Here is a 25,156-nt window from a genome sequence, read left to right on the forward strand (position 1 = left end):
TGAGCATGGCGGTATGCCGCTGGGGCCGGGCCGGAGAGTGGCGTAAGCTGACGCCAGGGCGCCCCTTCGGGCGCCGTGTCGAACACTTCCGGTCGCCGCGGCGGCCCCAGGCACGAGGTGAAGGATGCAGCACGTTGCGAACGACGACGCCAGACAGGATTTTCTCAAGCAGCTCGCCGAGCGGCTGACCGCCCGCCTGGAAGCGGGCAAGGCGGCGGAGGTGGAGGCCTTTGCCCGCTACTTCTACGCCTCCGTGCCCTTCGACGACCTCGAGAGCCGACGCCTGGATGACCTCTACGGTGCCACCCTCTCGGTGTGGCACTTTCTTCAGAATTTCGACGTGGCCGAACCCAAGGTGCGGGTCTTCAACCCGGACTTCGAGGAGCACGGCTGGCAGTCCTCCCATACCTTCGTGGCGGTGCTGCATGACGACATGCCCTTCCTGGTGGACTCGGTGCGCATCGAGCTCAACCGCCGCGGCATCACCGTGCATGCCATCCACAACGCCGTGCTGGCCACCGAGCGGGGCGCCGACCACCATCTCGTCCGGGTGGCCAGCCCCCGGGCGGCCGACGCCCCCGAGGGTCGGGAGTCGCTGATCGTCATCGAGGTCGATCGCCACTCCGACCCGGCGGTGCTGGCGGAGCTGCAGGCCAGCATCCACGAAGTGCTGGTGGACGTGCGCACCGCGGTGGCCGACTTCGAGCCGATGCGCGAGCGGGTCAAGGTGGCTCTGGAGGAGCTGCGCGCCGGCTGCCCGGCTCAGACCGACCCGGAGGCCCATGCGGAGGCGGTGGCCTTTCTCGAGTGGCTGCTGCGCGACAACTTCACCTTCCTCGGCTATGACGCCTACGAGACCGTCGACAAGGGGGGCAAGCAGCAGCTGGCCAAGGCCGACGGCAGCGAGCTCGGGGTGTTCCGCCTCGACCAGCCCCGCTACCGGGAGCGCATCCGCACCGAGCTCGGGGTCGAGGATGGCCGCTTCGTGCTGGTCCCGGAGCTGCTGACCTTCTCCAAGAGCGCCCACCATGCCCGGGTGCACCGCCCCACCTATCCCGACTATATCTCCATCGACCGCTACGATGAGCAGGGTAACCTGGTCGGCGAGCACCGCTTCCTGGGGCTCTTCACCGCCACCGTCTACAACGAGTCGCCGCGCAACGTGCCGATCCTGCGCCGCAAGCTCAAGGCGGTGATGGAGATCGCCGGCTTCAATCCCAAGGGGCACAACGGCAAGCATCTGCTGCACATCCTCGAGGTCTATCCCCGCGATGACCTCTTTCAGATCGACACCGGGGAGCTGGCCCAGACGGCCCTGGGCATCCTCAGCATCCGCGAGCGGCGCCGGGTCAGGCTCTTTATCCGCGAGGACCGTCCCGGGCGCTTCTACTCTTGCCTGGCCTTCGTGCCCCGAGACGTCTTCTCCACCGAGCTGCGCGTGCGAATTCAGGAGATGCTCTGCGAGGAGCTCGACGCCACCTTCGGCGACTTCAATACCTACCTCTCCGAGTCGGTGCTGGCGCGCATCCAGTTCATCCTGCGCTTCAAGGGCGACCGCCCGGTGGCCTACGACCTCAAGCGCCTGGAGGCCAAGCTGGCCAAGCTGGCCCGCAACTGGCGCGATGATCTCCAGGCCGCCTGCGTGGAGGGCTTCGGCGAGGAGAGTGCCAACCGGCTGATGGACCGCTTCCGCAACGGTTTCCCGGCCAGCTACCGGGATGACTTCAGCGCCCGCACCGCGGTCTATGACCTCCAGCATATCGGCGAGCTGGACGAGGGCGCGCCGCTCTCGCTGTCGCTCTACCGGCTGGTAGAAGAGGAGGGCAGCGGAGTCAACCTCAAGCTGTTCCACCGCGAGGTGCCGATCCCGCTCTCCGACGTGCTGCCGATGATGGAGAACCTGGGGCTGCGGGTGATCGGCGAGCGCCCCTACGAGATCAAGGCGACCGATGCCGACTACTGGATCCATGACTTCGACCTGGAACACCACACCAGCGCCGAGGTGAACCTCCAGGAGATGCGCAAGCCCTTCATCGAGGCCTTCCAGCGTATCTGGGTCGGCGAGGCGGATAACGACGCCTTCAACCGCCTGATCATCGGCGCCAACCTCGACTGGCGGGAAGTCGCCATGCTGCGCGCCTACGCCCGCTACCTGAAGCAGATTCGCTTCGGTGTCTCCCAGGAGTACATGGCGGCCACCCTGGCCAGCCATCCCGAGATCACCCGGGAGCTGGTGACCCTTTTCGAGCTGCGCTTCGACCCCGAGGAGCGCCCTGCCGAGGGTGAGGTGGAGGCCTGCATCGAGCGTATCCATCGCCTGCTCGAGGATGTGGCGAGCCTCAACGATGATCAGCTGCTGCGCCGCTACCTGGAGCTGATCCAGGCCACCCTGCGCACCAACTACTACCAGACCCGCGAGGATGGCGGGCCCAAGGACTACATCGCCTTCAAGCTGGAGCCCGGCCGGGTGACCGGCATGCCGAAACCCAGGCCGGCCTTCGAGATCTTCGTCTGCTCGCCGCGTCTGGAGGGGGTACACCTGCGCGGCGGCAAGGTGGCTCGGGGCGGGCTGCGCTGGTCCGATCGCCTGGAGGATTTCCGCACCGAGGTGCTCGGCCTGGTCAAGGCCCAGCAGGTGAAGAACTCGGTGATCGTGCCGGTGGGCGCCAAGGGGGGCTTCGTCTGCAAGCGCCTGCCCGAGGGCGACCGCGAGGCCTTCCAGCGCGAGGGGGTGGAGTGCTACAAGACCTTCATCCGCGCCCTGCTGGATGTCACCGACAACCTCAAGGGGGGGGAGGTGGTGCCGCCCAGGGCGGTGGTGCGCCACGACGAGGATGATCCCTACCTGGTGGTGGCGGCGGACAAGGGCACCGCCACCTTCTCCGATATCGCCAACGCGATCTCCGCCGAGTATGGCCACTGGCTGGGCGACGCCTTCGCCTCCGGGGGGGCCAACGGCTACGACCACAAGAAGATGGGGATCACCGCCAAGGGGGCCTGGGAGTCGGTCAAGCGCCACTTCCGCAACCTCGGCGTCAACACCCAGCAGGACGAGTTCACCGTGGTGGGCATCGGCGACATGGGCGGCGATGTCTTCGGCAACGGCATGCTGCTCTCCGATCGGATTCGCCTGGTGGGCGCCTTCAACCACCTGCATATCTTCGTCGACCCCGACCCCGATGCCGCGGCCACCTTCGCCGAGCGCAAGCGCCTCTTCGAGATGCCGAGGTCGAGCTGGGAGGACTTCGATGCCAGCCTGATCTCCGAGGGGGGCGGGGTCTTCAAACGCAGCGCCAAGTCGGTCCCGATCTCCAAGCAGATGAAGCAGCGCTTCGGGATCCGGGAGGAGCGGCTCTCGCCCAGCGAGCTGATTCGCGCCATGCTCAGGTCCGAGGTCGATCTGGTCTGGAACGGCGGGATCGGCACCTACGTCAAGGGCAGCGCCGAGAGCGACGCCGACGTGGGTGACAAGGCCAATGACGCCCTGCGCATCAACGGTGGCGAGCTCAACTGCCGGGTGGTGGGCGAAGGGGGCAACCTCGGCTTCACCCAGCGTGGTCGGATGGAGGCAGCGGCCCGGGGCGTGCGACTCAATACCGACTTCATCGATAACGCCGGCGGGGTGAACTGCTCCGACCACGAGGTCAATATCAAGATCCTGATCGATGAGGTGGTCAAGCGCGGGGATATGACCGACAAGCAGCGCAACCAGCTGCTGGCCGACATGACCGGCGAGGTCTCCGAGCTGGTGCTGCGGGACAACTATCGCCAGACCCAGGCGCTGGACCTGGCCGAGCGGCTCTCCCGGGAGGGGATCGGCCCCTTCCGCCGCTTCATCAGCGAGCTGGAGGCCCAGGGCCTGCTGGATAGGGAACTGGAGTTCCTGCCCGCCGACGAGGTGCTGGAAGAGCGCGCGGCCGCCCAGCAGGGCATGCTGCTGCCGGAGCTGGCGGTGCTGATCTCCTACGCCAAGAGCGTGCTCAAGGGCGACCTCATCACCTCCGACGTGCCCGATGACGCCGTCATGGAGCGCCACGTGGAGCGTCTCTTCCCCGCCGTGCTGGTCAAGCACTACCGCGACGAGCTGTATGAGCACCGCCTGAAGCGGGAGATCGTCGCCACCCAGGTGGCCTGTGACCTGGTCGACCATATGGGCATCGTCTTCGTGCGCCGGCTGATCGATGCCACCGGCGCCAGCCGCGCCGAGATCGCCCGCGCCTATGTCATCGCCCGGGAGGTGTTCCAGCTCGACCAGCTCTGGGAGCAGATCGAGGCGCTGGATAACCAGGTGGCGAGCCAGGTGCAGTACGGCATGATGCTGGACCTGATGCGGCTGATTCGCCGGGCGACCCGCTGGTTCGTGCGGGCGCGGCTGGGGCCGGATACCCTCGACCTTATCGACTACTTTGCCCCGCGCCTGGCCCAGCTCCGGGAGGGGGTCGGCAAGCGGCTGCGCGGCGAGGAGCTCGAGGCCTGGGAGGCGCGGCGTGCGGAGCTCATCGAGGCCGGGGTGCCCGAGGCGCTGGCCGCCAGCGTGGCCGCGGCGGGGAGCCTCTATGCCGGCCTCGGCATCATCCAGGCGGCCCGCCAGACCAACGAGAAGCCGCAGAAGGTGGCCGAGGTCTTCTACGAGATCGGCTCTCGCCTGGAGCTGCCGTGGCTGATCGGCCAGATCACCGCGCTCAAGGTCCGCGACAGCTGGCAGGCCCAGGCTCGGGATACCTTCCGCGACGACGTCGACCGTCAGCAGCTGGCGCTCACCGTCAGCGTGCTGGAAATGGAAGGGGGTGCCCAGGCCGGCGCCGAGCGGGTCGATCGGTGGCTGGAGCAGAATGCCGACATGCACAGCCGCTGGTGTCGCCTGCTGGAGCAGGTGGGCAGCGGTACCCAGGGCGGCTTCCCGCTGTTTGCCGTGGCCGTGCGTGAGCTGGTGGACCTCGCCGAGAGCAGCCGGCAGGAGTGAGGCCCTGGTGGCTTGGCCCCGTGGCCGGCCCGTGAAACGCGAACCCCGCCCATCGGCGGGGTTCGTCGTCATGGGCCGGGGGCGCTGCTATACTCTCGCCCGCTCGCTTTCCTGCCTGTCTGCCATCGTCACCTCGGAGATGCCATGTATTCCCTCGCCCGCTCGCTCCTCTTTCGCCTCGATGCCGAGACCGCCCACGGGGTCGCCCTCAGGGGCCTCGATGCCGCCGCGCGTCTGGGGCTGGCGGGCCGCCTCGGCGGCGCGCGCGTCGAGGACCCGGTGGAGCTGATGGGGCTGCGTTTCCCCAACCGAGTGGGCCTGGCCGCCGGCCTCGACAAGAACGCCGACCACCTGGACGCTTTGGGGGCGCTGGGCTTCGGCTTCGTCGAGGTGGGCACCGTGACCCCCAAGGCTCAGGCGGGCAACCCGCGGCCGCGGCTCTTCCGCCTGCCCGAGGCCGGCGCCATCATCAACCGCATGGGGTTCAACAACGCCGGGGTCGACCACCTGGTCGAGCGGGTCAAGGCGAGCCGCTATGACGGCGTGATCGGCATCAATATCGGCAAGAACCTCACCACGCCGGTGGAGCGGGCGGTGGACGACTACCTAGCCTGCCTCGGCAAGGTGCACGCCCACGCCCACTACATCACCGTGAACATCTCCTCGCCCAATACCCCGGGGCTGCGTAACCTGCAGTTCGGCGAGCAGCTCGATGGCCTGCTCTCGGCGCTGCGCGAGGAGGGGAGCCGCCTGGACCGCGAGAGCGGCCGGCGGGTCCCCCTGGCGGTGAAGATCGCCCCGGACATGGACGCCGAGGAGGTCGGCCTGGTGGCCCAGTGCCTGGCCAACAACGCCATCGATGCGGTGATCGCCACCAATACCACCATCGCCCGGGAGGCGGTGGCGGGGCTGCCCCACGCCGAGGAGGCCGGAGGGCTCTCCGGTCGGCCGGTGTTCGAGGCCTCCAATGCGGTGATCCGCGAGCTGCGTCGGCGGCTTCCGGAGATGCCGATCATCGGCGTTGGCGGCATCGACAGCGGCGCGGCGGCGCTGGCCAAGCGCGAGGCCGGCGCCGACCTGGTGCAGCTCTATTCGGGCTTCATCTATCGGGGCCCCGCCCTGGTAGGCGAGTGTGCCCGGGCGCTGCGGGGGAAGGGCGCTGACTGAGGACCCAAAAAAGCCCGTGGCGTTTGCCACGGGCTCGATGGGGAGTGAACCTCTGCAAGAGTCGATGAAAGAGGATAGGAGTAGTGGGTTCACATCACCATGGGGTTCTTGTGGATGCCGGAGACGCCAGTCATGCCGGCCCATTGATCCCCACGACCTTCACGCCAACCGCTCATCCAGTATTCGCGTAGATTGACGTCCTGACTGGGACAATCATCGCGGGAGCGACCTGAGACACCTGCCTTGTAGCCATGAATGTAGGCACGCTGGAAGCGATCACGTTTCTGTCGTTTCATTCGGACTACCTCTTGATAAGGTATCTGACTGGTGCCCTCCGCTGGCGCAGGGGGCACCGTAACGTGCAAGGGACTCGCTGGGTAAAGCGGCAAGCCCATTGACAGGAAACGCATGCGTGTTTCAGTAGCTACTGAGCTATTGATAGCCCACTTCGAACAGGCTTGTCGACCCCCGATTTGTAACTGCACGTTCACCCGCCTGTCATGGCGGAGACCCATCCATCTGTTAGCCGGTATCACATCATGAACGCCCCACGACACGACGCCCCGCTGGACCTTCTTGCCACCTGTCCCCAGGGGCTGGAGCTGCTGCTGGCCGAGGAGATCGCCGAGCTTGGCGGCGAGCCCGGCAAGACCACGGTGGGCGGGGTCAACCTGAGTGCCGACCTGGTCGCGGCCTATCGCCTCTGCCTCTGGTCGCGCCTGGCCAACCGGGTGGTGCTCTGCCTGGCTCGGGAAGAGGGCATCGAGACCCCCGAGCAGCTGCGCGCTGCCGTCACGGGCATCGACTGGGCGCGCCACCTCACTCCGGGCAGTACCCTGGCGGTGGACTTCCACGGGCGCAGCGATGCCATTCGCCACACCCGCTTCGGGGCCCAGACCGTCAAGGATGGGGTGGTCGACCGCCTCCAGGCGGCGGGGCTGCCGCGTCCCTCCGTGGAGCTGAAGCAGCCCGACCTACGCCTCTACGCCCACCTCCATCGCGGCCGGCTGACGCTCGGCATCGACCTCTCCGGCCAGAGCCTGCACCGCCGCGGCTACCGCCGCGACGTGGGCCATGCGCCGCTCAAGGAGAACCTGGCCGCGGCCCTGCTGGTGCGCGCCGGCTGGCCGGCCCTGGCGCGCCAGGGAGCGCCCCTGGTGGACCCCCTGTGCGGCGCCGGGACCCTGCTGATCGAGGCGGCCATGATGGCCGCCGACATGGCCCCCAACCTCATGCGCGAGCGCTTCGGCTTCCACGGCTGGATGGGCCACGACGAGGCGGCCTGGCGCGAGCTGAAGCGCGAGGCCGAAGCCCGGGCCGGCATCGGCCGCAGGCGCTGCCGGTCGCACTTTTACGGCTTCGACCAGAGCCCGGCGGCGCTCGCCGCGGCCAAGGCCAACGCCATGCGCGCCGGCATTCCGGCGCTCATCACCCTCGAGGGGGCGGGGCTAGGCGAGCTGGCGCGCCCTGCGGGGCTGCCCGGCCTGCCGGGCCTTGTGGTCACCAACCCCCCCTACGGGGAGCGCCTCGGCGAACTCCCCGAGCTGGTGACCCTCTATGCGCGCCTGGGCGAACGGGTGAAGGCGGCCTTCCCCGGCTGGCAGCTGGCGGTCTTTACCGCCAATCCGGATCTCGGCCACCGCATCGGCCTGCGGGCCCACAAGCAGTACGCCCTGCGCAACGGCCCCCTGGAGGCGAAGCTGCTGCTGATGGCGGTGCCCGAGGAGGGCGAGAGGGCCGGCGAGTCGCAGGAGGCACCGCGGCGCTCGGATGGGGCCCAGATGCTGGCCAACCGCCTGGAGAAGAATCGCCGGCGGCTGAAGAAGTGGCTCAAGAAGAGCGGCGAGACCTGCTACCGCCTCTACGATGCCGACATGCCGGAGTACGCCCTGGCTATCGACGTCTACGGCGACCGGGTCCACGTGCAGGAGTATGCGGCCCCGAAGTCGGTGGATGCCGCCCAGGCCCAGAAGCGGCTCTTCGAGGCGCTGGCGGTGATCCCCGAGGTGCTCGAGGTCGACCCGGCCCGGGTGGTGGTCAAGCGCCGGGAGCGCCAGAGCGGCCGAGCCCAGTACCAGAAGCAGGCCGCCACCGGCGAGCGCTTCGAGGTGTGCGAGGGCCCGGCGCGACTGTGGGTCAACCTGCGTGACTACCTGGATACCGGTCTCTTTCTGGACCACCGGCCGGTGCGGCGGATGCTGCGCGAGATGGCGGCCGGCAAGCGCTTTCTCAATCTCTTCTGCTATACCGCCACCGCCACGGTGCAGGCGGCCCTGGGCGGGGCCAGCGAGAGCGTCAGCGTGGACCTCTCCAACACCTACCTGGAGTGGGCCCGGGACAATTTCGCCCTCAACCGCCTCGACCCCGGCCGCCATCGGGTGGTGCGCGACGACTGCCTGCGCTGGCTGCAGACCGCCGGGGCGCAGTTCGACCTGATCTTCATGGACCCGCCCACCTTCTCCAACTCCAAGAAGATGGCGGACACCCTGGACGTGCAGCGCGACCACGGCCGCCTGGTGCGCCTGGCCATGGCGCGGCTAGCGCCGGGAGGCACCCTGGTATTTTCCAACAACCAGCGCCGCTTCAAGCTGGATGCCGACCTGGCGGAGCACTACGCGGTGGAGGAGATCTCGGCGAAGACCTTCGACCCGGATTTCAATCGCAACCCCGACCTGCACCACGTCTTCGTGATTCGCCACCGTGAGGAAGCGGCATGAGACCTTCGACCCGCTTTTTACTTTGCAATCGCAACCCCGACCTGCACCACGTCTTCGTGATTCGCCACCGTGAGGAAGCGGCATGAGACCTTCGACCCGCTTTTTACTTTGCAATCGCAACCCCGACCTGCACCACGTCTTCCTGATTCGCCATCGGGAGGTGCGCGCATGATCCGCCTGACGCTCTACACCACCCTGGGCTGCCACCTCTGCCATCAGCTCGAGGCGCTACTGGCCACCCTCTGCCCCGGCGACTACTGCCTGGAGCGGGTCGAGATCAGCGAGGACGACGCCCTGATGGAGCGCTACGGGGTGCGCATTCCGGTGCTGGCGGACGCCGAGGGCCAGGAGCTGGATCGCGGCTTCGACGCGCCGCGCCTGGCCGCCTGGCTGGAGGCGCGGGGCTGGCTGGATACGTCCGCCTGGGAGGCGCTGCGCCGCCAGCTGGAAGGCGAGGCGCCGCCCCGCGAGGTGCGCGGGGCCGAGATGCGTGACGGGCGGCGCTACCTGGGTTAGCGCCTAGAGGGCGTCGAGGAGCGAGAGCTGGCTGACCGCCTCGCGCCCCTCGGGGCTTTCGTCCTCCACCTCCAGCACCTTGCGAAAGCCCCGGGAGGCCTGGATGGTGGCCTCATCGGCCAGCCACATCATCGCCTGGTCATGATCATCGGCCAGCTGGTGCTTGAGCCCGCCGAACTGAGTGCCGATCTGTCCCCAGGCGCGGCTGAAGATCCAGTCGCCGAACATGTCCTGATGGATATGCACCAGCACATAGTCATGGTCGGTTTCCCAGCGGATGATCATCAGGGCTCCTGGCGGATCGAGGCTCCCCATGGTGGCGGGGGGATGGTAGGTTGGTGAGTATTGTAATCGCCTGAGAAATGGGAACAAGAGACCATGCGAATCCTTGTCGATGCCGATGTCCCGGCCGCCGAGGCCTGCTTAGGCGCGCTGGGTGAGCTGATCCGCCGGCCGGGGCGTGAGATCACGGCCCATGACCTGCGTGATGTCGATGCCCTGGTGGTGCGCTCCATCACCCGGGTGGATGAAGCGCTGCTGGCCCAGGCGAACCGGCTGCGCTTCGTCGGTACCTGCACCATCGGCACCGACCATATCGAGACCGCGCTGCTTGCCGAGCGGGGCATCGCCTTCGCCAGCGCCCCGGGCTGCAACGCCGAGGCGGTGGTGGACCATGTGCTCGGCAGCCTCGCCACCCTGGCCGAGCGCCAGGGGTGGCGGCTCACCGAGCGGCGGGTGGGCGTTGTGGGCGCCGGCAACGTGGGCGGGCGCCTGCTGGGCCGCCTCGCCGCCATGGGCATCGACTGCCTGGCCTGCGACCCGCCCAGGGTCACGGCAGAGAGTGCCGCGGGGCAATCTCTGTCCGGCTTCGTCGACCTCGAGACGCTGATCGACGAGTGCGACGTGCTCTGCCTGCATACCCCGCTGGTGCGCGAGGGGCCCCATGCCACCCATCACCTGCTTGACGCCGAGGCGATCGCCGAGCTGGCGCCGGGCACCGTGCTGCTCAATGCCGGCCGCGGCGACTGCGTCGACGGCGCGGCGCTGCGCCAGCGGCTGGCCGGGGAGGGCGATATCAGCGCGGTGCTCGACGTCTGGGAAAACGAGCCCGCCATCGACGCCGCCCTGTGCGACCTGGCCGAGATCGCCACGCCCCATATCGCCGGCCACAGCCTGGACGGCAAGCGGCGCGGCACCCATATGGTCTACCGAGCGCTCTGCCGTGAGCTCGGGCTCCCCGCTCGGGTCACCCTCGATGCGCTGCTGCCTTCCCCGCCCCTGCGCCGCCTGGCGCTGGGTCCGGGCCTCGAGCCCGAGGAAGCGCTGCGGCTCTGCCTCCGCGCCGTTCACGATGTGCGCCGGGACCACGACAGCCTGCGGCGTGAAAGCCGCCGTCAGGGCATGGCCAAGGGCTTCGACGCCTGCCGGGCGAACTACCCCCTGCGCCGGGAGTTTTCCACCCTGGAAGTCGCCCTGGTCGAGGAGGCCGAGGGCCTGAGCGCGCTGCTGGCGGGGGCTGGCTTTCGGCTGGCCTGAGTCGTCGGCTTCGGTCCGGCGCGCCGGCCAATGCAAACCTTTGTCAAGATCGCTTGGGCTCGGCTGCATGCTGGGGGCTGGCGCGCTATGGTAACCGAGTGCCAAGCCTTCGCAGGTGCGCAAGGTGTCGGTTGCACCCAGATAGAGAGCCCATCAATGACAGTGGTCGAAATAGGCCGATTCCCTCGTTCCGATAGCAGGGCGTTCCAGCACCGGTCGGGATTGCCCACCTGGTACAGGGCACGCTACCTGACCGGCCTCGTGGCTCGGTCGCACCTGATGATCATCGATCTGGAGCAGGGTGAGAAGGCCCCTCTGGCGAGACACCTGACCAGAATCGCTAGGCTGTCTCGTGAGGCAGGTCTAGATGCCATTGCCGCCGAGGCAGAGCGCCTGCGGGAACTCCTTACCCTGTCGACGGTTCCCGATGCCAGCCGGGTTTTTCGGCGACTTCACGCCGGCATTCTGGCGCTGCGCGCCGGCGACCACCATCGCTCTTCCTAGCGTCTGTTCTGCTGATCGCACCTGCCCGTGCGGTCCCGCCTGCGCCTCGCCTCGTGCGAGGCTTTATGCTTCTCTGCTCTCACGCTTGATTGTCAAGGAATGTGACGATTCCTGACAGTGAATATCCCGTGGCTGAGAGGGCTCATACAATGTCATTAGTTACTCACCTAGGGAATCCCCATTGCGCTGCCTGATTATCGACGACGACCCTACCATGCTGGCGCTGGTGGCCAGCCTGCTGGCCAGGCGTGGGCATGATATCGAGACGAGCGAGGGGCTCGAGCCGCTGGAGGCGAGTCCCGACCGTCTCGACGTCGACCTGGTGATTCTCGACTACCGGCTGGGCAGTGCCACCGGGCTGGACGTGATCCGCCTGCTGATGACGCGTCAGGAGAGCCCCGCCGTGATCCTGCTGAGCGGTGCCGATAGGGAGCGTGTCATGGGCGCCGTGACCCTCGGGCGCTCCGCCGGGATCAGGATGCTGGGCGCGCTGGAGAAGCCCCTGGATGCCCGGGCCCTGCTGCGCATCGTGGATCAGCTGCAGGCCTCCCAGGGCCAGATCGCCTCCAGGGAGATTCACTCGGCCCTGACCCAGGGGCATTTCCTGCTCGCCTACCAGCCCAAGCTCTGCCTTGCCAGCGGTCGCATCACCGGCGTCGAGGCTCTGGCGCGCTGGCAGGACCCTGAGCGCGGCCTGGTAGCCCCCGACCGCTTCATCTCCGTGGCCGAGCAGGATGGTCAGATTATTCCGCTCACCTGGCAGCTCTTCGAGCAGGCCCTGGCCCAGCAGCACCGCTGGACTCGGGCCGGCATCCATCTCGACCTGGCGATCAATCTCTCGCCGGCGGTCCTCGAGAGCGACGACTTCCTGGATAGCCTGCTGCGCCATGTCGAACGCCACGGTGTTGCCCCTTCGAGCCTGACCCTGGAGCTGACCGAGACCCGCGGTATTCGCGACCTCTCCCGGGCCCACGATCATCTCGTGCACCTGAGGGAGTTCGGCTTCGGCATCGCCATCGATGACTTCGGCACCGGGAACGCCTCGATGCTCCAGCTCTATCGGCTGCCCTTCACCCAGCTCAAGATCGACCGCGCCTTCGTGGGGGAGTGCCATGCCGACCCCAAGGCGCGGGAGATCATCCTGATGGTGGTCGAGCTGGCCACGCGGCTGGGCCTCGATGTGGTGGGCGAGGGCATTGAGACCTGGGAGCAGGGCCGGCTGCTGCAGGAAGCCGGCTGCCATGCGGGGCAGGGTTACCTCTTTGCCAAGCCGATGTATGCCGAAGACTTCGATGCCTGGCATGCCTGCTACTCAGGGACCTCACCCAAGGAGAACGCCCCATGGCCCACCATCCAGCAGCAGATCCTGCCCTGCCTCCCCAGATGAACGCCGAGGCTGGCGGTCATCCGGCAGCATCTTTTCTTGACGTTCGTCTGGCGCCACTCCTGGAACAGGCCTGGCTGCACCTCCAGGAGGAGGATTTCCTCACTCTGCAGGGCGAGGCGGCCCACCTGGCCAGCTGTGCCCGGGTCCTGGGTCACGGTTTCCTGGCCGAGGTCGCCGGGATGCTGGCGCTGGCGGCCAGTAACCGGGAGGTCGAGCGCTGCGAGCTCTTCCTCGCGGTGATGCGTCGGGAGTGGCAGCAGGACCTGTCTGGCTAGCTGTACAGGATGTGTATGATTTTTCCCAATCGAAGAGTCGGCGCGACCCGGTGCCATTGCGGGATGGAATGTCAAACTTTGTGACCTTGGCCGGTGGTGGTATTATCACCTGTTACAATGTTTGTAAAACCCGTGTACAGGAAGTGGCATGCGTATCGCAGTGCTCGAGGACGACCCCGACCAGCAGGCCTTTATCGCCGCCTGCCTGGCACCAGACGGACATCGGCTGACAGGGCTGGAGCGAGCGGTGGACCTGAGCCGCTGGATCCAGCTGGAACCCTTCGATCTCCTGATTCTGGACTGGTTCCTTCCCGATGCCACCGGCCTGGAGGTGCTGGAGCACCTGCGCCATGGCCAGGGCTGGATGCAGCCGGTCCTCTTTATCACCGCCCGCCACCAGCCAGGCGACGTGGTCCTGGCTTTGGAGGCCGGAGCCGATGACTTCCTGCACAAGCCGCTCAATCCCGAGGAGCTGCGTGCGCGGGTCAAGGCGCTTGGCCGCCGTCTGGTACAGCCCCCCGCGGGAAGCGTGCTGGAGCTCGGCCGTTACCGGCTCTGTCGCTCGCGGCGTGAGGCAACGGTTGACGGCCGCCCGGTGTCGCTGACCGAGCGGGAGTATCAGCTGGTCAACCTGTTCTTCTCCCATCCCGGGCAGCTGCTTTCGCGAGCCTTCCTGATGGAGCTGGTGTGGGGGCTGGCCGGTAATGTCCAGACCCGCACCCTGGACACCCATATCAGCCGACTGCGCCGCAAGCTGGGCCTGGACGGCAGCCAGGGCCTGCGGCTGCGCAGCATCTATCAGTATGGTTACCGTCTCGAAGAGGTCGGCCGCAAGGAAGGTGGTGTGATCGCGTCGGTCGGAACCGACGCCAGGTAGCCGAGCTGGGTCAGTGCCTCTCGGCTCTGGTGGCCCAGCTGTGCGATGCGGGCGACCAGGGATTCGAGCTCGGTGGCCTCCGCCTCGCCGAGGAGGACGCGATGCTCCAGGTCGGCGGCGGCGCTGGCCAGGCCCTGACAGCCCATGGAGGCCGCCGCGCCCTTGAGGGCGTGGGCGCCCTCGGCGACCGCCTCGAGATCCATGCAGCCGAGGGCCTCGACCAGGAGCTGCTGACGTTCGCCCAGGCGGCTCAGGAAGCGCGTCATCAGATCGCGAAGGGTGGGACCATCCAGCCCCTCCTCCAGGGAGACCAGGGTAGCGAGGTCCAGCAGCGAGCCGCTCGCGGTAGCGTGCCGGTCGGGCGGTGAGGGCGCGGAAGCGGGCTCCGCCATCCCCGGCAGTGAGCCCTGCAGCAGCCGGTAGAGGTCCTGGCGGGTGAAGGGCTTGCCCAGCACCTCGTCCATACCTGCGGCCAGGCAGCGTTCGCGATCCTCCGGCATCACATTGGCGGTCATGGCCACGATCGGCAGCCGTCTGCCCGAGGGAGCCTCCCGCTCCCGCCAGCGCCGGGTGGTGGCCAGGCCATCGAGCACCGGCATCTGCATATCCATCAACACCAGGTCGAAGGGCTCGGTGGTCAGCAGCTCCAGTGCCACCTGGCCATCCTCGGCCACCTTTACCCTCTGGCCCAGGCGCTCCAGCATGGCTCGCGCGAGCTCGCGGTTGGTGGCCTGATCTTCCACTACCAGGATGCGTCGCGGCACCAGCTCCACCAGGTCGCCATCCGAGGTCGCTGACCCCAGATGGTAGCGCGCCTCCTCCAATGACACCGCCGGTAGAGGCACCTCGAACCAGAAGAGACTGCCGAGTCCGGCATGGCTCTCCACGTCGATCTGGCCCCCCATGGAGGAGATCAGGCGTGCGCAGATCGCCAGCCCCAGGCCGGAGCCTCCGTAGCGGCGAGAGATGCCGCGGTCGACCTGAGAAAAGGGCTTGAACAGGGCCTCGCGGCTCTGCTCGGGTATCCCGCAGCCGGTATCACGAATCAGGAACCTGACGCTGCCCTCCTGGGCCCGTTCCACCCGGAGGCTGATGGCCCCTTCGGCGGTAAACTTGAAGGCGTTATTGAGCAGGTTCATGAGCACCTGGCGCAGTCGGGCGATATCGCCCTCCAGGGCGGCCGGGAGGCCGGGTTCGATGCGGACCTCGAAGAGCAGGCCGCGCCGTTCGGCCTCCAGCCGATAGCCGCGGGACAGCTGGTCGATGAAGGGCCCAAGCTCGAAGGGTCGAGCGTCCAGCTCCAGCCCGCCGGCTTCGTAGCGGGTGTAGTCGATAACGTCGTCGATCACCGCCTGAAGGCTGAGGACGCTGTCGTTGAGGGATCTCAGCAGTTCACGGCTGCGGCCGGGCAGCGGCTCGTCCGACAGCAGGTCGGCGACGCCGACCACGCCGTTGAGCGGGGTGCGGATCTCGTGGCTCATTACCGCCATGAACTCGGACTTCGCCTGGCTGGCCTTTTCGGCAAGCCGCGCCGTGGCATCCAGCTCGTCGGTGCGCTGCTGCAGCTGGCGGGTCTTGGCGGCGTGTTCGCGACCCTCGCGAATCAGGAGCAGCACCAGCACGCTGCCCGAGGCCATGAGCAGCACGATCAGGCCCAATACCACGCCATAGAGGCTCAGCAGATCGTTGCGCTCCCGGTGCCTCAACGCGGAGACGTGCGTATTGACGTCGACCAGCAGCGTCGCGGTCAGCGACTGCAGTGCCGCAAGCTCGGCGTCGAGCATTCGGCGGGTATCGTCGTCCAGCGGCTGCTCGCCCGCCTCGATGGGCAGCATCAGCGGGTCCAGGGCGAGGGCGGCCTCGACCGCGGTTCCTGTCGCCTCGAGCAGGGGAGTATTCAGCAGGGCCTGATGGAGCTGCCCCCGCTGGAAGAGGGTCGCGCGGCTGATCAGGATCTCGTGGCGCAGCAGCAGCGTTTCGACGTCGCCGCCGCTGGCCTGAAGGAGCGCCATGCGGCTCTCGCGCACCTCGCGATCGAACTGATAGGTCGCCCAGACGAGGTTCTCGAGCAGCTTCTGCTCGACCTGCTGCTGGCGATGGTAGATCGCCCCGCCGGTGACCAGGGACGAGACAAACAGCAGTATGGCCGCGAGGGTGGCGACCCGGTAGCGCAGTCGGCTGGTGGCAGGCATGGTGCTGATCAGTCGCCGAGCACGTGGAGTCTGGCGACCTGCCAGACGGAGCGGGAGAGGATCTCCTCGTTGAGCAGGTGGGGCGCCTCGTCGAAGGGGTAGATGACAAACAGCGGCCCCTGGTCGCGGACTCGGAGGGGCTCGCCATTCTTGGTCATGGCGAGGATCACGTCGTAGCGCTGCAGATCCGCGACCGGCAGGTTCACCTCGTAGTCGTTCAGGGCCACGACGCGCAGGGTCTCGCCGTGGGCGCCAACCGCGGCCAGCAGCTCGCGCCCCAGCGGGCCGCTGAAGGCAACGGTGCCATCGTGCCAGGGCGTGGCGGTGAGCGTCTGGCGCTGGGGCAAGGCCAGCAGCATCTCGCGGTCGAAGTGGGCCTCGTCGCCGACGTTGGTCACGCCGATCTCCCCGCCTACCTTGAGCAGCACGCGTCCGGTCGGCGGCTCCAGCGCCAGGACGCTGGCGGGCAGCATCAGAAACGTCAACAGCAGCAGGCCGATCAGCGAGGCGGGCCGGAGCAGGAGCATGGCAAGATCCACCATTGAATGTTGGGGAGCCAGTATACGAGGCTGGCCGGCAGGCAATGTCAAAGATTGTGACATTCCCGGGGGCGCGGCCCTTCGCTATAGTGGCGTCAGGATCAGACGAATGAGGGCAGGATGCATATCGCCATACTGGAGGATGATGCGGATCAGCGAGACTTCCTGGCGGCCTGTCTGCGGCCCCTGGGGGGCGTTATCAGCGACTTCGCCAGCGTGGCCGAGCTGCAGAGGGCCCTGAAGGGGGAGCGCTTCGATCTCTTTATCATCGACTGGCGGCTGCCTGAGGTCAGCGGACTGGCCTTTATCCCTCAGCTGCGTCGCCAGCTGGGCTGGGAGGTGCCGGTGCTGATGATCACCGCGGCCCGCTCCGAGCAGGACGTGGTCGCGGCCCTGGAAGCCGGTGCCGATGATTTCCTGCCCAAGCCGCTGCGCCCCGATGAGCTTCGCGCCCGCGTCCAGGCGCTGCCCCGACGTTTCCTGCGCCAGGCCGTGGCGAGCATCCGGACGCTCGGCCCCTACCGGGTCGACGGTGAGCGGCGCAGCGTCTTGCTGGAGGAGCAACCGGTCGCCCTGACCGACCGTGAGTACGCCCTGGCCAGCCTCTTCATGGATCACGCAGGGGAGCTGTTTTCCCGGGGACAGCTGCTGGAACTGGTCTGGGGTATCCGCGGGGATGTGACCACCCGTACCGTGGATACCCATGTCAGCCGGCTTCGCCGCAAGCTCGAACTGGATGGGCGCCATGGCTGGCGGCTGCGCAGCGTCTATCAGCATGGTTACCGGCTGGAGTTACAGCATGAGGCAAGCTGATCTGTGCCGGTGACGGGGCGGTAAAGATTGTTTGCAGTTTTGCGCCAGCCACCCAGAGAGTGTGTGCCGGTGAACTGTTATCCTCGAAATGACAACCGTTGCCTGCGACGAGGAGCCCCCCATCGCGTCACTCAGCCGGAGAGGTGCCACTCTCGAATCCTATCGCCGCCGCGCCGTCACCGCCTATGTGGCACTGGTACTGGTAGCTGCCCTTGCCCTGGCGGGCTTTCTGCTGCACGAGTATCGCCAGACCATCGCGGATGGGTGGGAGCGCGTGACCGGGCGGGCCCAGCTGGCCGCCCAGTGGATAGAGGCTACCTTTTCGCTCAGCGATATGGCGCTGGAGAGCCTGGCAGAGCTCAACCAGTCGTCGCTTCTGGTGCTGCGCTCCGATGTCGTGGACCCTGACTATGAGCGCTTGGAGCAGCTGCTTGCCGAGCGGCGAGATCGCTTTCGCTTCCTGGACGAGCTGGGACTTTTCGATGCCGAGGGGCGCGTCGTGGTGACTTCGTCGCCCCTTTTTCCGCGCGGTTACGATCTCGGCGGCCTGCCCCACTATCGCATCTTTCGGGAGCAGCCGGCGCTCGATGAGTGGGTGTCGGGGCTCTACTGGTCCTCCTTCGCCAACGACTATCGCATCATGCACGTTCGCCGGCTAGCTGGGGAGGGCGTGCTGAATGCCAGCTTCGCGTCAATCATGCTGACGCCCCAGGTGTTCGAGGAGGCCCTGTCGCGGCTGGAAATGAGCCGAGGAGAGAGCCTGGCGCTGTTCGACAGCGAGGCGAGGGCGGTGTCTCATCGTCCCTGTCTGACGACCCACGACTGCCTGGAGATCGGCGAGACCTTCCTGTTTCCCGAAGGGGTTGGCCCGGCCGATGCAGTATCGGGTGCTCAGGTTCGGCTGAGGTCCCCGGTGGATGGGGTGGAGCGGCTCTACGCCCTGGCTCCCGTGGAGGGACGTCCCTATATGGCGGTCGCCGGCGAGGCGGTGGAGGTGCTGCTGGGGGGATGGTGGGAGCGGCTCTGGGTGCTGGTCGCCGGCTGGCTGCTGCTTGCCCTGCTGGGTGCCGCGGTGCTGCGTCACTACCTGACTCGGCTCGGCTTGGAGGAGGCGAGCAGGATTGCCGCCACTGCCTTCGAAGGGCAGCAGGGCATGGTGATTACCGATGCTGCGGGGCGTATTCTGCGGACCAACCGCGCCTTTTCCCGGATCACCGGCTATCCGGAAGCGGAGGTGGTGGGCCGTTCGCCGAGCCTGCTGGCCTCGGGGCAGCACGACAAGGCCTTCTACCGTCAGATGTGGCAGCGTGTCGAGCAGACCGGAAGCTGGGAGGGTGAGGTCTGGAACCGGCGGCGCAGCGGCGAGGTGTATCCCGAGCGGCTGACCATCAGTGCGGTGCGCGATGACCAGGGAAGAGTGACCCACTATGTCGGCTCCTTCAGCGATATTTCGCAGCAGAAGGCGGCCGAGGAGGAGGCCCGTCAGCTGGCGCTATTCGACCCCTTGACCGGGTTGCCCAATCGGCGCCAGCTCCTCGACCGCCTGGCTGCCCTGGCCAGTGAGTTGCTACCGGGTGACTACCATGCGGCGCTGCTGCTGATCGATCTCGACCATTTTCGGCGGGTCAACGATCTCATGGGTCACCAGCAGGGGGATCAGCTGCTGCAGCGGATCACCCACGAGTTGCGCAGCCAGCTTCGCGAGAGCGATACCCTGTCTCGGCTTGGGGGCGACGAGTTTGCGGTGCTGCTGGAAGAGCTGGGGCCCGACCAGGCCCACGCCGCCTATATCGCCGAGCGTATCGCCAGCAAGCTGCTCGGCGCCCTGCAGCTGGCGCTGCCCGGCGCGCCTCATGCGCTCCAGATGACGGCAAGCCTAGGGATTACCCTGTTCCGCTACCGTGAAGCGCGCTCCCTGGAAGTGCTGTCTCAGGCCGATATGGCACTGCAGCAGGCCAAGCGGGGCGGACGCAATCGCTTCTGCTTCTTCGACCCGCTGCTGCAGGCGAAACTGCATCACCGGTTGCGGCTCGAGGCGGACCTGCGCCACGCACTTTCGCTGGGGCAGTTTCAACCCTACTTCCAGCCGCAGGTGGACAGCGAAGGTCATATCCTGGGCGCCGAAGTGCTGCTGCGCTGGGAGCACCCGGAGCGCGGCATGGTCTCCCCGGCCGAGTTCATTCCCCTGGCGGAGGAGAACCGCCAGATCATCGCCATCGACCGCTGGGTACTGGAGACGGCCTGCCGGCAGCTGGCGGCCTGGGCGGCACAGCCCGGGACCCGCGACCTGACTCTGGCGGTCAACCTCAGCGTCCAGCACTTCCATGAGACCGACGCCGTCGAATGCATCCGCGACATTCTAGTGAATACCGGGGCGCCGCCCGCGCGGCTCAAGCTGGAGGTGACCGAGGGGCTCTTTCTCGAGCAACAGGATGAGGCGCGGCAGAAGATGCTGGCCCTCAAGGCCCTGGGGGTCACCTTCGCCCTGGACGACTTCGGCACCGGCTTCTCGTCGCTCTCCTACCTTAACCGCCTGCCGCTGGACCAGCTCAAGATCGACCAGTCCTTCGTGCGCGATGTGCTCGAGGATCCGGCCAGCGCCTCTATCGTCGCGAGCACCATCGGCCTGGCGAAGAGTCTCGATCTGGAGGTCATCGCCGAGGGCGTGGAGACGACAGCGCAGCGTGATTGGCTGCTCTCTCATGGCTGTCGGCGCTTCCAGGGTTACCTCTTCGGCAGGCCCCAGCCGCTGGGCGGCTTCGAGACATCGCTGCGCGACGCCCGACGGGCGCTTCCATAGCCGCTGGTGAGGGCGACGCTCAGCAGAGCGCGGTCATGAGCCTGACCGCCCTGACGAGCGCTTAAGGCGTCAGCACCTTGTCCAGCATCATCGCCGTCCATTCGAGCACCTGGATCAGCCGGTCGATATCGGCCCGGCGCACGTGGTGAAAACGCGCCAGGAAGCCCTCCACCTGATCGAGATGGTTCGCCAGGTCACTGGCGCCCACCGAGGCGGCCGAACCTCTCAGCAGATGCAGCTCCTGCTTCAGCGCCGACAGGATATCCGGGTCCTGAGATGCCTCATGCCATGACCCGGTCTCCTGCTGATGAAGTCGCTCCCCGAAGAGCTCAAGCACCATGCGGTAGAGTGCCGGGTCGCCAGCAGCGGACGCCAGGCCCGTTTGGATATCGAAGCCCTCGACCTCCAGCCGCTCCAGCCAGGTGTCATGATGCCGGGAGGCCGGGGTGGGCGAGCCAGCGGCAGCGCTGGTGTCTGTCAGCCACTGCAGAAGGGTAGCGGTCAACTGCTGTGGCTGAATCGGCTTGGCGAGGTGCTCGTTCATCCCTGCGCGCAAGGCCTGTTGGCGCTCCTCGGTCAGTGCGGCCGCCGAGAGGGCAATGATGGGGAGTGTCGGCCTGTCCTGCCGAATTCGCTGTGCGGCTTCCAGGCCGTCCATCACCGGCATCTGCAGGTCCATCAGCACCAGATCCACAGCCTGGTGCCGCAGCTGCTCGATGGCCTCCCGGCCGTTGGTGGCAAGGCTCACTTCAATCCCCAGGTCCTCCAGCAGACGCCGTGTCAGCGCCTGATTGATGGGGTTGTCTTCGGCCAGCAGGATCTTCTTCCCCCGCAGGCGGTTGAGATTCGGGGGCCTGGTCCGAGGCGGATGGGGGAGGAGCGTCGTGCCGATCCCGAGCGGCAGGCTGACCGTGAAGCAGCTGCCCTTGCCCGGTGTCGAGCTAACCTCCAGCGTGCCGCCCATCTGCTCCACGAGGCGCTGACTGATCACCAGCCCAAGGCCGGTGCCCCCGTAGCGCCGGGAGGTGGAAGTGTCGGCCTGGGTAAAGGCGGTGAAGAGCCGCTTCTGCTGGGCAGCGCTGATGCCGATTCCCGTATCGCTGACGTGGCAGGTCAGTCGGCAGCTGGTGCGGTCTATCGCTTCGACGTGGATGGCGAGCTCTACCTCACCCTGCTCGGTGAACTTGATGGCGTTACCGACCAGGTTGGTGAGCACCTGCCCCAGTCGCAGCGCATCGCCCAGCAGGGCCTCTGGCGTATTGCCTCCCTGTCGTGTTCGGAAGCGCAACCCCTTCTCCCTTGCCGCCAGGCAGAACAACGCTTCCTGCTGTGCAATGAGTTCATGCGGAGTGAAGGGCCGGGTTTCCAGCTCCAGCTTGCCGGCCTCGATCTTGGAGAAGTCGAGTATATCGTTGACGATGCTTAGCAGCAGGTGCGAGGAGAGGTTGATCTTGTCGAGCCAGTCCTGCTGCTCGTCGGAAAGCGGGCTTTGCGAGAGCAGCTCGCCAAAGCCGATGATGGCGTTAAGGGGGGTGCGGATCTCGTGGCTCATGTTGGCCAGGAACTGCCCCTTGGCGCGACTGGACGCCATGGCATCCTGCTGAGCCTGCTTCAGTGCCGTAATGTCCCGGCCGACGCCCTGGATCTCGGCCACCTTGCCGTCATCATCCAGAATGGCGCTGTCCTCCCAGGAGAGCCAGCGCCAGCCGTCGCGGGTCATGGCGCGCTGCTCCATATAGGCGCGGTGGGGGGGGCGGTTGAGCGTTTCCAGGGCAGCCAGGGTGTCGGGCAGATCCTCTTCGTGGACCAGCGGGGTAAAGGTCTGCCCGAGCAGCTCATGGCGCTCCTTGCCGAAGGTGCGGCAATAGGCGTCGTTGACATAGATAAAGCGGTTCGCGTGATCGACCCGCACGATCAGGTCCTGCTGGGACTCCACCAGGCTTCGGTAGAGGCGCTCCTGCTTCTCCAGGCGCTGCTCGATCCGCTTGCGCTCGGTGATGTCGGTAGCGATTCCCACCACCAGGCGCTCCTCCGACGGCCTGTCGAGCAGCAGCGGCACCTTCACGGTCTGGAACCAGCGCCGCTCGCCGCGGGCGTCGGTCAGCGGCTCCTCGAGGATGAACTTGGCCTTGCCGGTCTGCATGACCTCGCGGTCGTCGCGCAGGAAGGCATCCGCCTCTTCGGTGCGGGCCAGCATCTCATGGTCGGCCTGACCCACCATGGCTTCCTTGGTGGTACCGAACAGGCGTGCCACGTTCTCGTTGGCCAGAACATGTCGGCCGTGCCAGTCCTTGGCGAAGACGGGGCTGGGCAGGCTGTCGATGATCAGCTGCAGGAAGTTCTTCTCCTGAGCCAGCTGCTGCTCCAGGGCAACACGGGACGAGACGTCATTGGCCGAGGCGTAGATCAGGCCATCCTTGGCGGTGGAGCGCCATTCGATATGCCGATAGCTGCCATCGCGGTGGCGGAACCGGTTGATGAACCCTGAAACCTCGCCGCCCTCCTCGAGCTCCCTCATGGCGTTCAGCGTTGCCAGGAGATCCTCGGGGTGCACGAGATCCAGAAAGCTGGTGCCGATCAGCTCGGCTTCGTTGCACCCTAGCAACCGCTGCCAGGCGGTGTTGACGACCAGGAAGCGTGCATCGAGGGTCGTGATGCACATCAGGCCCAGAGAAATATCGAAAAAGGTCTCGAGTTCTCGACTCTTGGCCTGGGACTGCAGGCGGTAGGCCACCTGGTTGGTCACATCTTCATTGATACCTACCAACCGACAGGCCTGCTCATCACCGCTCCTGATACTGCGCGTCACGCTCCTGAGATAGCGTAACTCGCCATCACCAGTGAGAATGCGAAACTCCAGGGTCAGCGGGGCAGGGGTGGTCAGGAGTCGCTTGAAGGCCTCTTTCACCCGGGGGTGGTCTTCCGGGTGCACATGGGAGAGCCAGGCTTCGAAGCTCGGAGGCTTCTCGTGTTCGGAAAGCCGGTAGAGCGCTAACATCTGGACGTTCCAGGTGATGTGCCCGCTCGCAAGGTCCAGCTCCCAGACGCCGAGCCCTGCGGCCTCGATGGCCAGCCGGTCGCGTTCGGCATCGCGCGATGTTGAGGGGGAGTGGGTAGGCGATGGCATGGCGGACCTGCTGGAAAAACGGCTGTAGGTCCATGAAACCTCATGGGCGCGGGGCAGGAAAGCCTTTGACGATTGTTTACACTTCCAGCGGGTCGTTCGAGCTAGGGTGGAGCCCGAACCTGAGCAGGAGATGCCAGAGATGAACGAGGCGGTGTGCCACCGGATTCTGATAATCGACGATGACCCGACCATTCGCCTGCTGCTGGTGGCGGGGCTGGGGCGTCAGGGGTTTCGGGTGTCGGAGGCAGAGGATGGGCCCTCGGGGCTCGAGGCCTTCGCACGTGAGCACCCGCACCTGGTGCTGGTCGATGTCACCATGCCGGGCATGGACGGCTATGCGGTCGTTGCCAGGCTGCGCGCCATGCCGGGCGGCGAGGCGCTGCCAGTGCTGATGCTGACCGCGGCGGATGACGCCGAGACCCGCCGCCTGGCGGCCGAGGCGGGCGCCACCGCCGTGGTCACCAAGCCCTTTCAGCTCCTTCCCCTGGCCGAGCACCTGCGCCGCCTGCTGGAGGCGTCTGCCTGGGCTCGATCACCGAGCCCTGGCCCCGGGCGCGCGCCTCCACCGCCCATCCGCCGCCCGCATCACGAGTAGCGGGAGAATTCCGCACGGTTGACGATCAAGGCGTCGACGACCCCGATATTGGCGGGGTCCTTGCCGTCGTAATCGAAGGCATTGAGTACGTAGCGCATCGCATTCAGTCGAGCGCGCTTCTTGCAGTCGGACTTGATCACGATCCACGGGCATTCCGAGTGGTCGGTATGGAAGAACATCGCCTCCTTGGCCGTGGTGTAGTCGTCCCACTTCTCCAGCGAGGCCAGATCGACCGGGCTGAGTTTCCAGCGCTTGAGGGGGTGCAGCTCGCGCTCCTTGAAGCGTCGCTGCTGCTCCTCCCGGCTGACCGAGAACCAGAACTTGATGATATGGATGCCGCTATTGACCAGGTGGCGTTCCAGCTCCGGTACCTGGCGCATGAAGTCTGCGTACTCCTGATCGTTGCAGAAACCCATCACGCGCTCCACGCCGGCGCGGTTGTACCAGGAGCGGTCGAACAGCACCAGCTCGCCCTGGGTGGGCAGGTGCTCGATATAGCGCTGAAAGTACCACTGCCCGCGCTCCCCCTCGGTCGGCTTGTCGAGCGCCACCACGCGTGACCCGCGGGGGTTCAGGTGCTCCATGAAGCGCTTGATGGTGCCGCCCTTGCCGGCGGCATCGCGGCCCTCGAAGAAGATCACCACGCGCTGGCCGTTCTGCTTGATCCAGGCCTGGAGCTTCAGCAGCTCGACCTGAAGGTAGTACTTCTGCTTCTCGTATGACTTGCGCGTGAGGCGGTGCTTGTAGGGGTAGGGCGCGGTGCGCCAGCTCCTGACCAGCTCCTCATCCCGGGAGACGGGACGACCCTGCTCGAACTGCCGCCAATTGATCAGCGCCTTCTTGAGTTCGGCGACGTCATCCAGCGAGGCGCCATCGATGATATCGGCGACGGCCTTGAGCGCTTCCTCATGGGGCTCGGGAAGCGGCCCTTTCAGCCCCAGGATATCGACAATGGCAGAGGCCTGAGCCCCCTGAGCGCCATGGGTCTTCTGCGTAATGGTGAAGGCAGCGACGGCCTGATCCCGTGTGACTTGATCGCTATTTGGCCTAGCCATTAGCTCGGATCTTTCCTCTGACATGGTCGACTACCTCCTGGTGACATATTCATTTATTCCTTGATGTTAATTGACGGTTAGAGATGGCACTTG

The 25,156-nt window shown here is 66.7% G+C and carries 18 protein-coding genes; 12 read left to right on the forward strand and 6 right to left on the reverse strand.

Annotated features, from left to right (window positions below):
• Positions 1-124 precede the first annotated feature (124 nt).
• Positions 125-4,963: an NAD-glutamate dehydrogenase gene (locus ACRYRV_RS13235; RefSeq protein ID WP_444984800.1), complete on the forward strand. Its 4,839-nt coding sequence runs from the start codon at positions 125-127 to the stop codon at positions 4,961-4,963.
• A gap of 144 nt (positions 4,964-5,107) precedes the next feature.
• On the forward strand, positions 5,108-6,130 hold the full coding sequence (locus ACRYRV_RS13240; RefSeq protein ID WP_444984799.1) for a quinone-dependent dihydroorotate dehydrogenase: 1,023 nt from the start codon (positions 5,108-5,110) through the stop codon (positions 6,128-6,130).
• Between the two features lie 89 nt (positions 6,131-6,219).
• Here ACRYRV_RS13240 and rmf read toward each other — a convergent pair whose 3' ends face one another.
• Complete coding sequence (gene rmf, locus ACRYRV_RS13245; RefSeq protein WP_253443991.1) at positions 6,220-6,426, reverse strand: ribosome modulation factor; 207 nt, start codon at positions 6,424-6,426, stop codon at positions 6,220-6,222.
• Positions 6,427-6,669: 243 nt separating this feature from the next.
• Between rmf and rlmKL the strand changes: the two genes are divergently transcribed.
• Complete coding sequence (gene rlmKL, locus ACRYRV_RS13250) at positions 6,670-8,847, forward strand: bifunctional 23S rRNA (guanine(2069)-N(7))-methyltransferase RlmK/23S rRNA (guanine(2445)-N(2))-methyltransferase RlmL (protein ID WP_444984798.1); 2,178 nt, start codon at positions 6,670-6,672, stop codon at positions 8,845-8,847.
• Positions 8,848-9,015: 168 nt separating this feature from the next.
• Positions 9,016-9,363 (forward strand): glutaredoxin family protein, encoded by a 348-nt coding sequence (locus ACRYRV_RS13255; protein WP_444984797.1) that lies wholly within the window; start codon positions 9,016-9,018, stop codon positions 9,361-9,363.
• A gap of 3 nt (positions 9,364-9,366) precedes the next feature.
• Here the strand turns inward: ACRYRV_RS13255 and ACRYRV_RS13260 are convergent, their stop codons facing one another.
• Positions 9,367-9,648, reverse strand: coding sequence for a hypothetical protein (locus ACRYRV_RS13260; RefSeq protein WP_253443983.1), 282 nt, complete (start codon positions 9,646-9,648; stop codon positions 9,367-9,369).
• 93 nt (positions 9,649-9,741) lie between these two features.
• On the opposite strand from ACRYRV_RS13260, the gene pdxB reads away from it, so the two are divergent.
• The 5 genes from pdxB to ACRYRV_RS13285 all read left to right on the forward strand — a co-directional run bounded on the left by pdxB (position 9,742) and on the right by ACRYRV_RS13285 (position 13,942).
• Complete coding sequence (gene pdxB, locus ACRYRV_RS13265; RefSeq protein ID WP_444984796.1) at positions 9,742-10,899, forward strand: 4-phosphoerythronate dehydrogenase PdxB; 1,158 nt, start codon at positions 9,742-9,744, stop codon at positions 10,897-10,899.
• Positions 10,900-11,178: 279 nt separating this feature from the next.
• Complete coding sequence (locus ACRYRV_RS13270) at positions 11,179-11,403, forward strand: hypothetical protein (RefSeq protein ID WP_444984794.1); 225 nt, start codon at positions 11,179-11,181, stop codon at positions 11,401-11,403.
• A 181-nt stretch (positions 11,404-11,584) separates the two neighbouring features.
• Positions 11,585-12,790, forward strand: coding sequence for an EAL domain-containing protein (locus ACRYRV_RS13275; RefSeq protein WP_444984793.1), 1,206 nt, complete (start codon positions 11,585-11,587; stop codon positions 12,788-12,790).
• Positions 12,745-13,065 (forward strand): hypothetical protein, encoded by a 321-nt coding sequence (locus tag ACRYRV_RS13280; RefSeq protein ID WP_444984792.1) that lies wholly within the window; start codon positions 12,745-12,747, stop codon positions 13,063-13,065. The genes ACRYRV_RS13275 and ACRYRV_RS13280 overlap by 46 nt, the downstream gene beginning before the upstream one ends.
• Before the next feature lie 148 nt (positions 13,066-13,213).
• Positions 13,214-13,942 (forward strand): response regulator transcription factor, encoded by a 729-nt coding sequence (locus ACRYRV_RS13285; RefSeq protein ID WP_444984791.1) that lies wholly within the window; start codon positions 13,214-13,216, stop codon positions 13,940-13,942.
• Here ACRYRV_RS13285 and ACRYRV_RS13290 read toward each other — a convergent pair.
• Entirely contained in the window at positions 13,873-16,134 is a 2,262-nt protein-coding gene (locus ACRYRV_RS13290; RefSeq protein ID WP_444984790.1) for an ATP-binding protein, read from the reverse strand. The genes ACRYRV_RS13285 and ACRYRV_RS13290 overlap by 70 nt on opposite strands.
• Before the next feature lie 8 nt (positions 16,135-16,142).
• A complete protein-coding gene (locus ACRYRV_RS13295; protein WP_309635546.1) occupies positions 16,143-16,661 on the reverse strand; it encodes a molybdopterin-dependent oxidoreductase in 519 nt (172 codons plus the stop codon).
• Between the two features lie 132 nt (positions 16,662-16,793).
• Between ACRYRV_RS13295 and ACRYRV_RS13300 the strand changes: the two genes are divergently transcribed.
• Both ACRYRV_RS13300 and ACRYRV_RS13305 read left to right on the forward strand, forming a co-directional pair.
• A complete protein-coding gene (locus tag ACRYRV_RS13300) occupies positions 16,794-17,486 on the forward strand; it encodes a response regulator transcription factor (protein WP_444984789.1) in 693 nt (230 codons plus the stop codon).
• A gap of 88 nt (positions 17,487-17,574) precedes the next feature.
• Positions 17,575-20,286 (forward strand): bifunctional diguanylate cyclase/phosphodiesterase, encoded by a 2,712-nt coding sequence (locus ACRYRV_RS13305; protein WP_444984788.1) that lies wholly within the window; start codon positions 17,575-17,577, stop codon positions 20,284-20,286.
• Positions 20,287-20,347: 61 nt separating this feature from the next.
• Here the strand turns inward: ACRYRV_RS13305 and ACRYRV_RS13310 are convergent, their stop codons facing one another.
• Positions 20,348-23,413 (reverse strand): PAS domain S-box protein, encoded by a 3,066-nt coding sequence (locus ACRYRV_RS13310; RefSeq protein ID WP_444984787.1) that lies wholly within the window; start codon positions 23,411-23,413, stop codon positions 20,348-20,350.
• Between the two features lie 139 nt (positions 23,414-23,552).
• Between ACRYRV_RS13310 and ACRYRV_RS13315 the strand changes: the two genes are divergently transcribed.
• A complete protein-coding gene (locus tag ACRYRV_RS13315; RefSeq protein ID WP_445005897.1) occupies positions 23,553-24,008 on the forward strand; it encodes a response regulator in 456 nt (151 codons plus the stop codon).
• On the opposite strand, the gene ppk2 is transcribed toward ACRYRV_RS13315, so the two are convergent.
• Positions 23,999-25,063 carry a polyphosphate kinase 2 gene (gene ppk2 / locus ACRYRV_RS13320; RefSeq protein WP_444984785.1) on the reverse strand — a complete coding sequence of 355 codons (1,065 nt, stop codon included), beginning with the start codon at positions 25,061-25,063 and terminating at the stop codon, positions 23,999-24,001. The two genes, ACRYRV_RS13315 and ppk2, sit on opposite strands and share 10 nt — an antisense overlap.
• Positions 25,064-25,156 lie beyond the last annotated feature (93 nt).

It is taken from the genome of Halomonas mongoliensis (genome assembly GCF_052496345.1).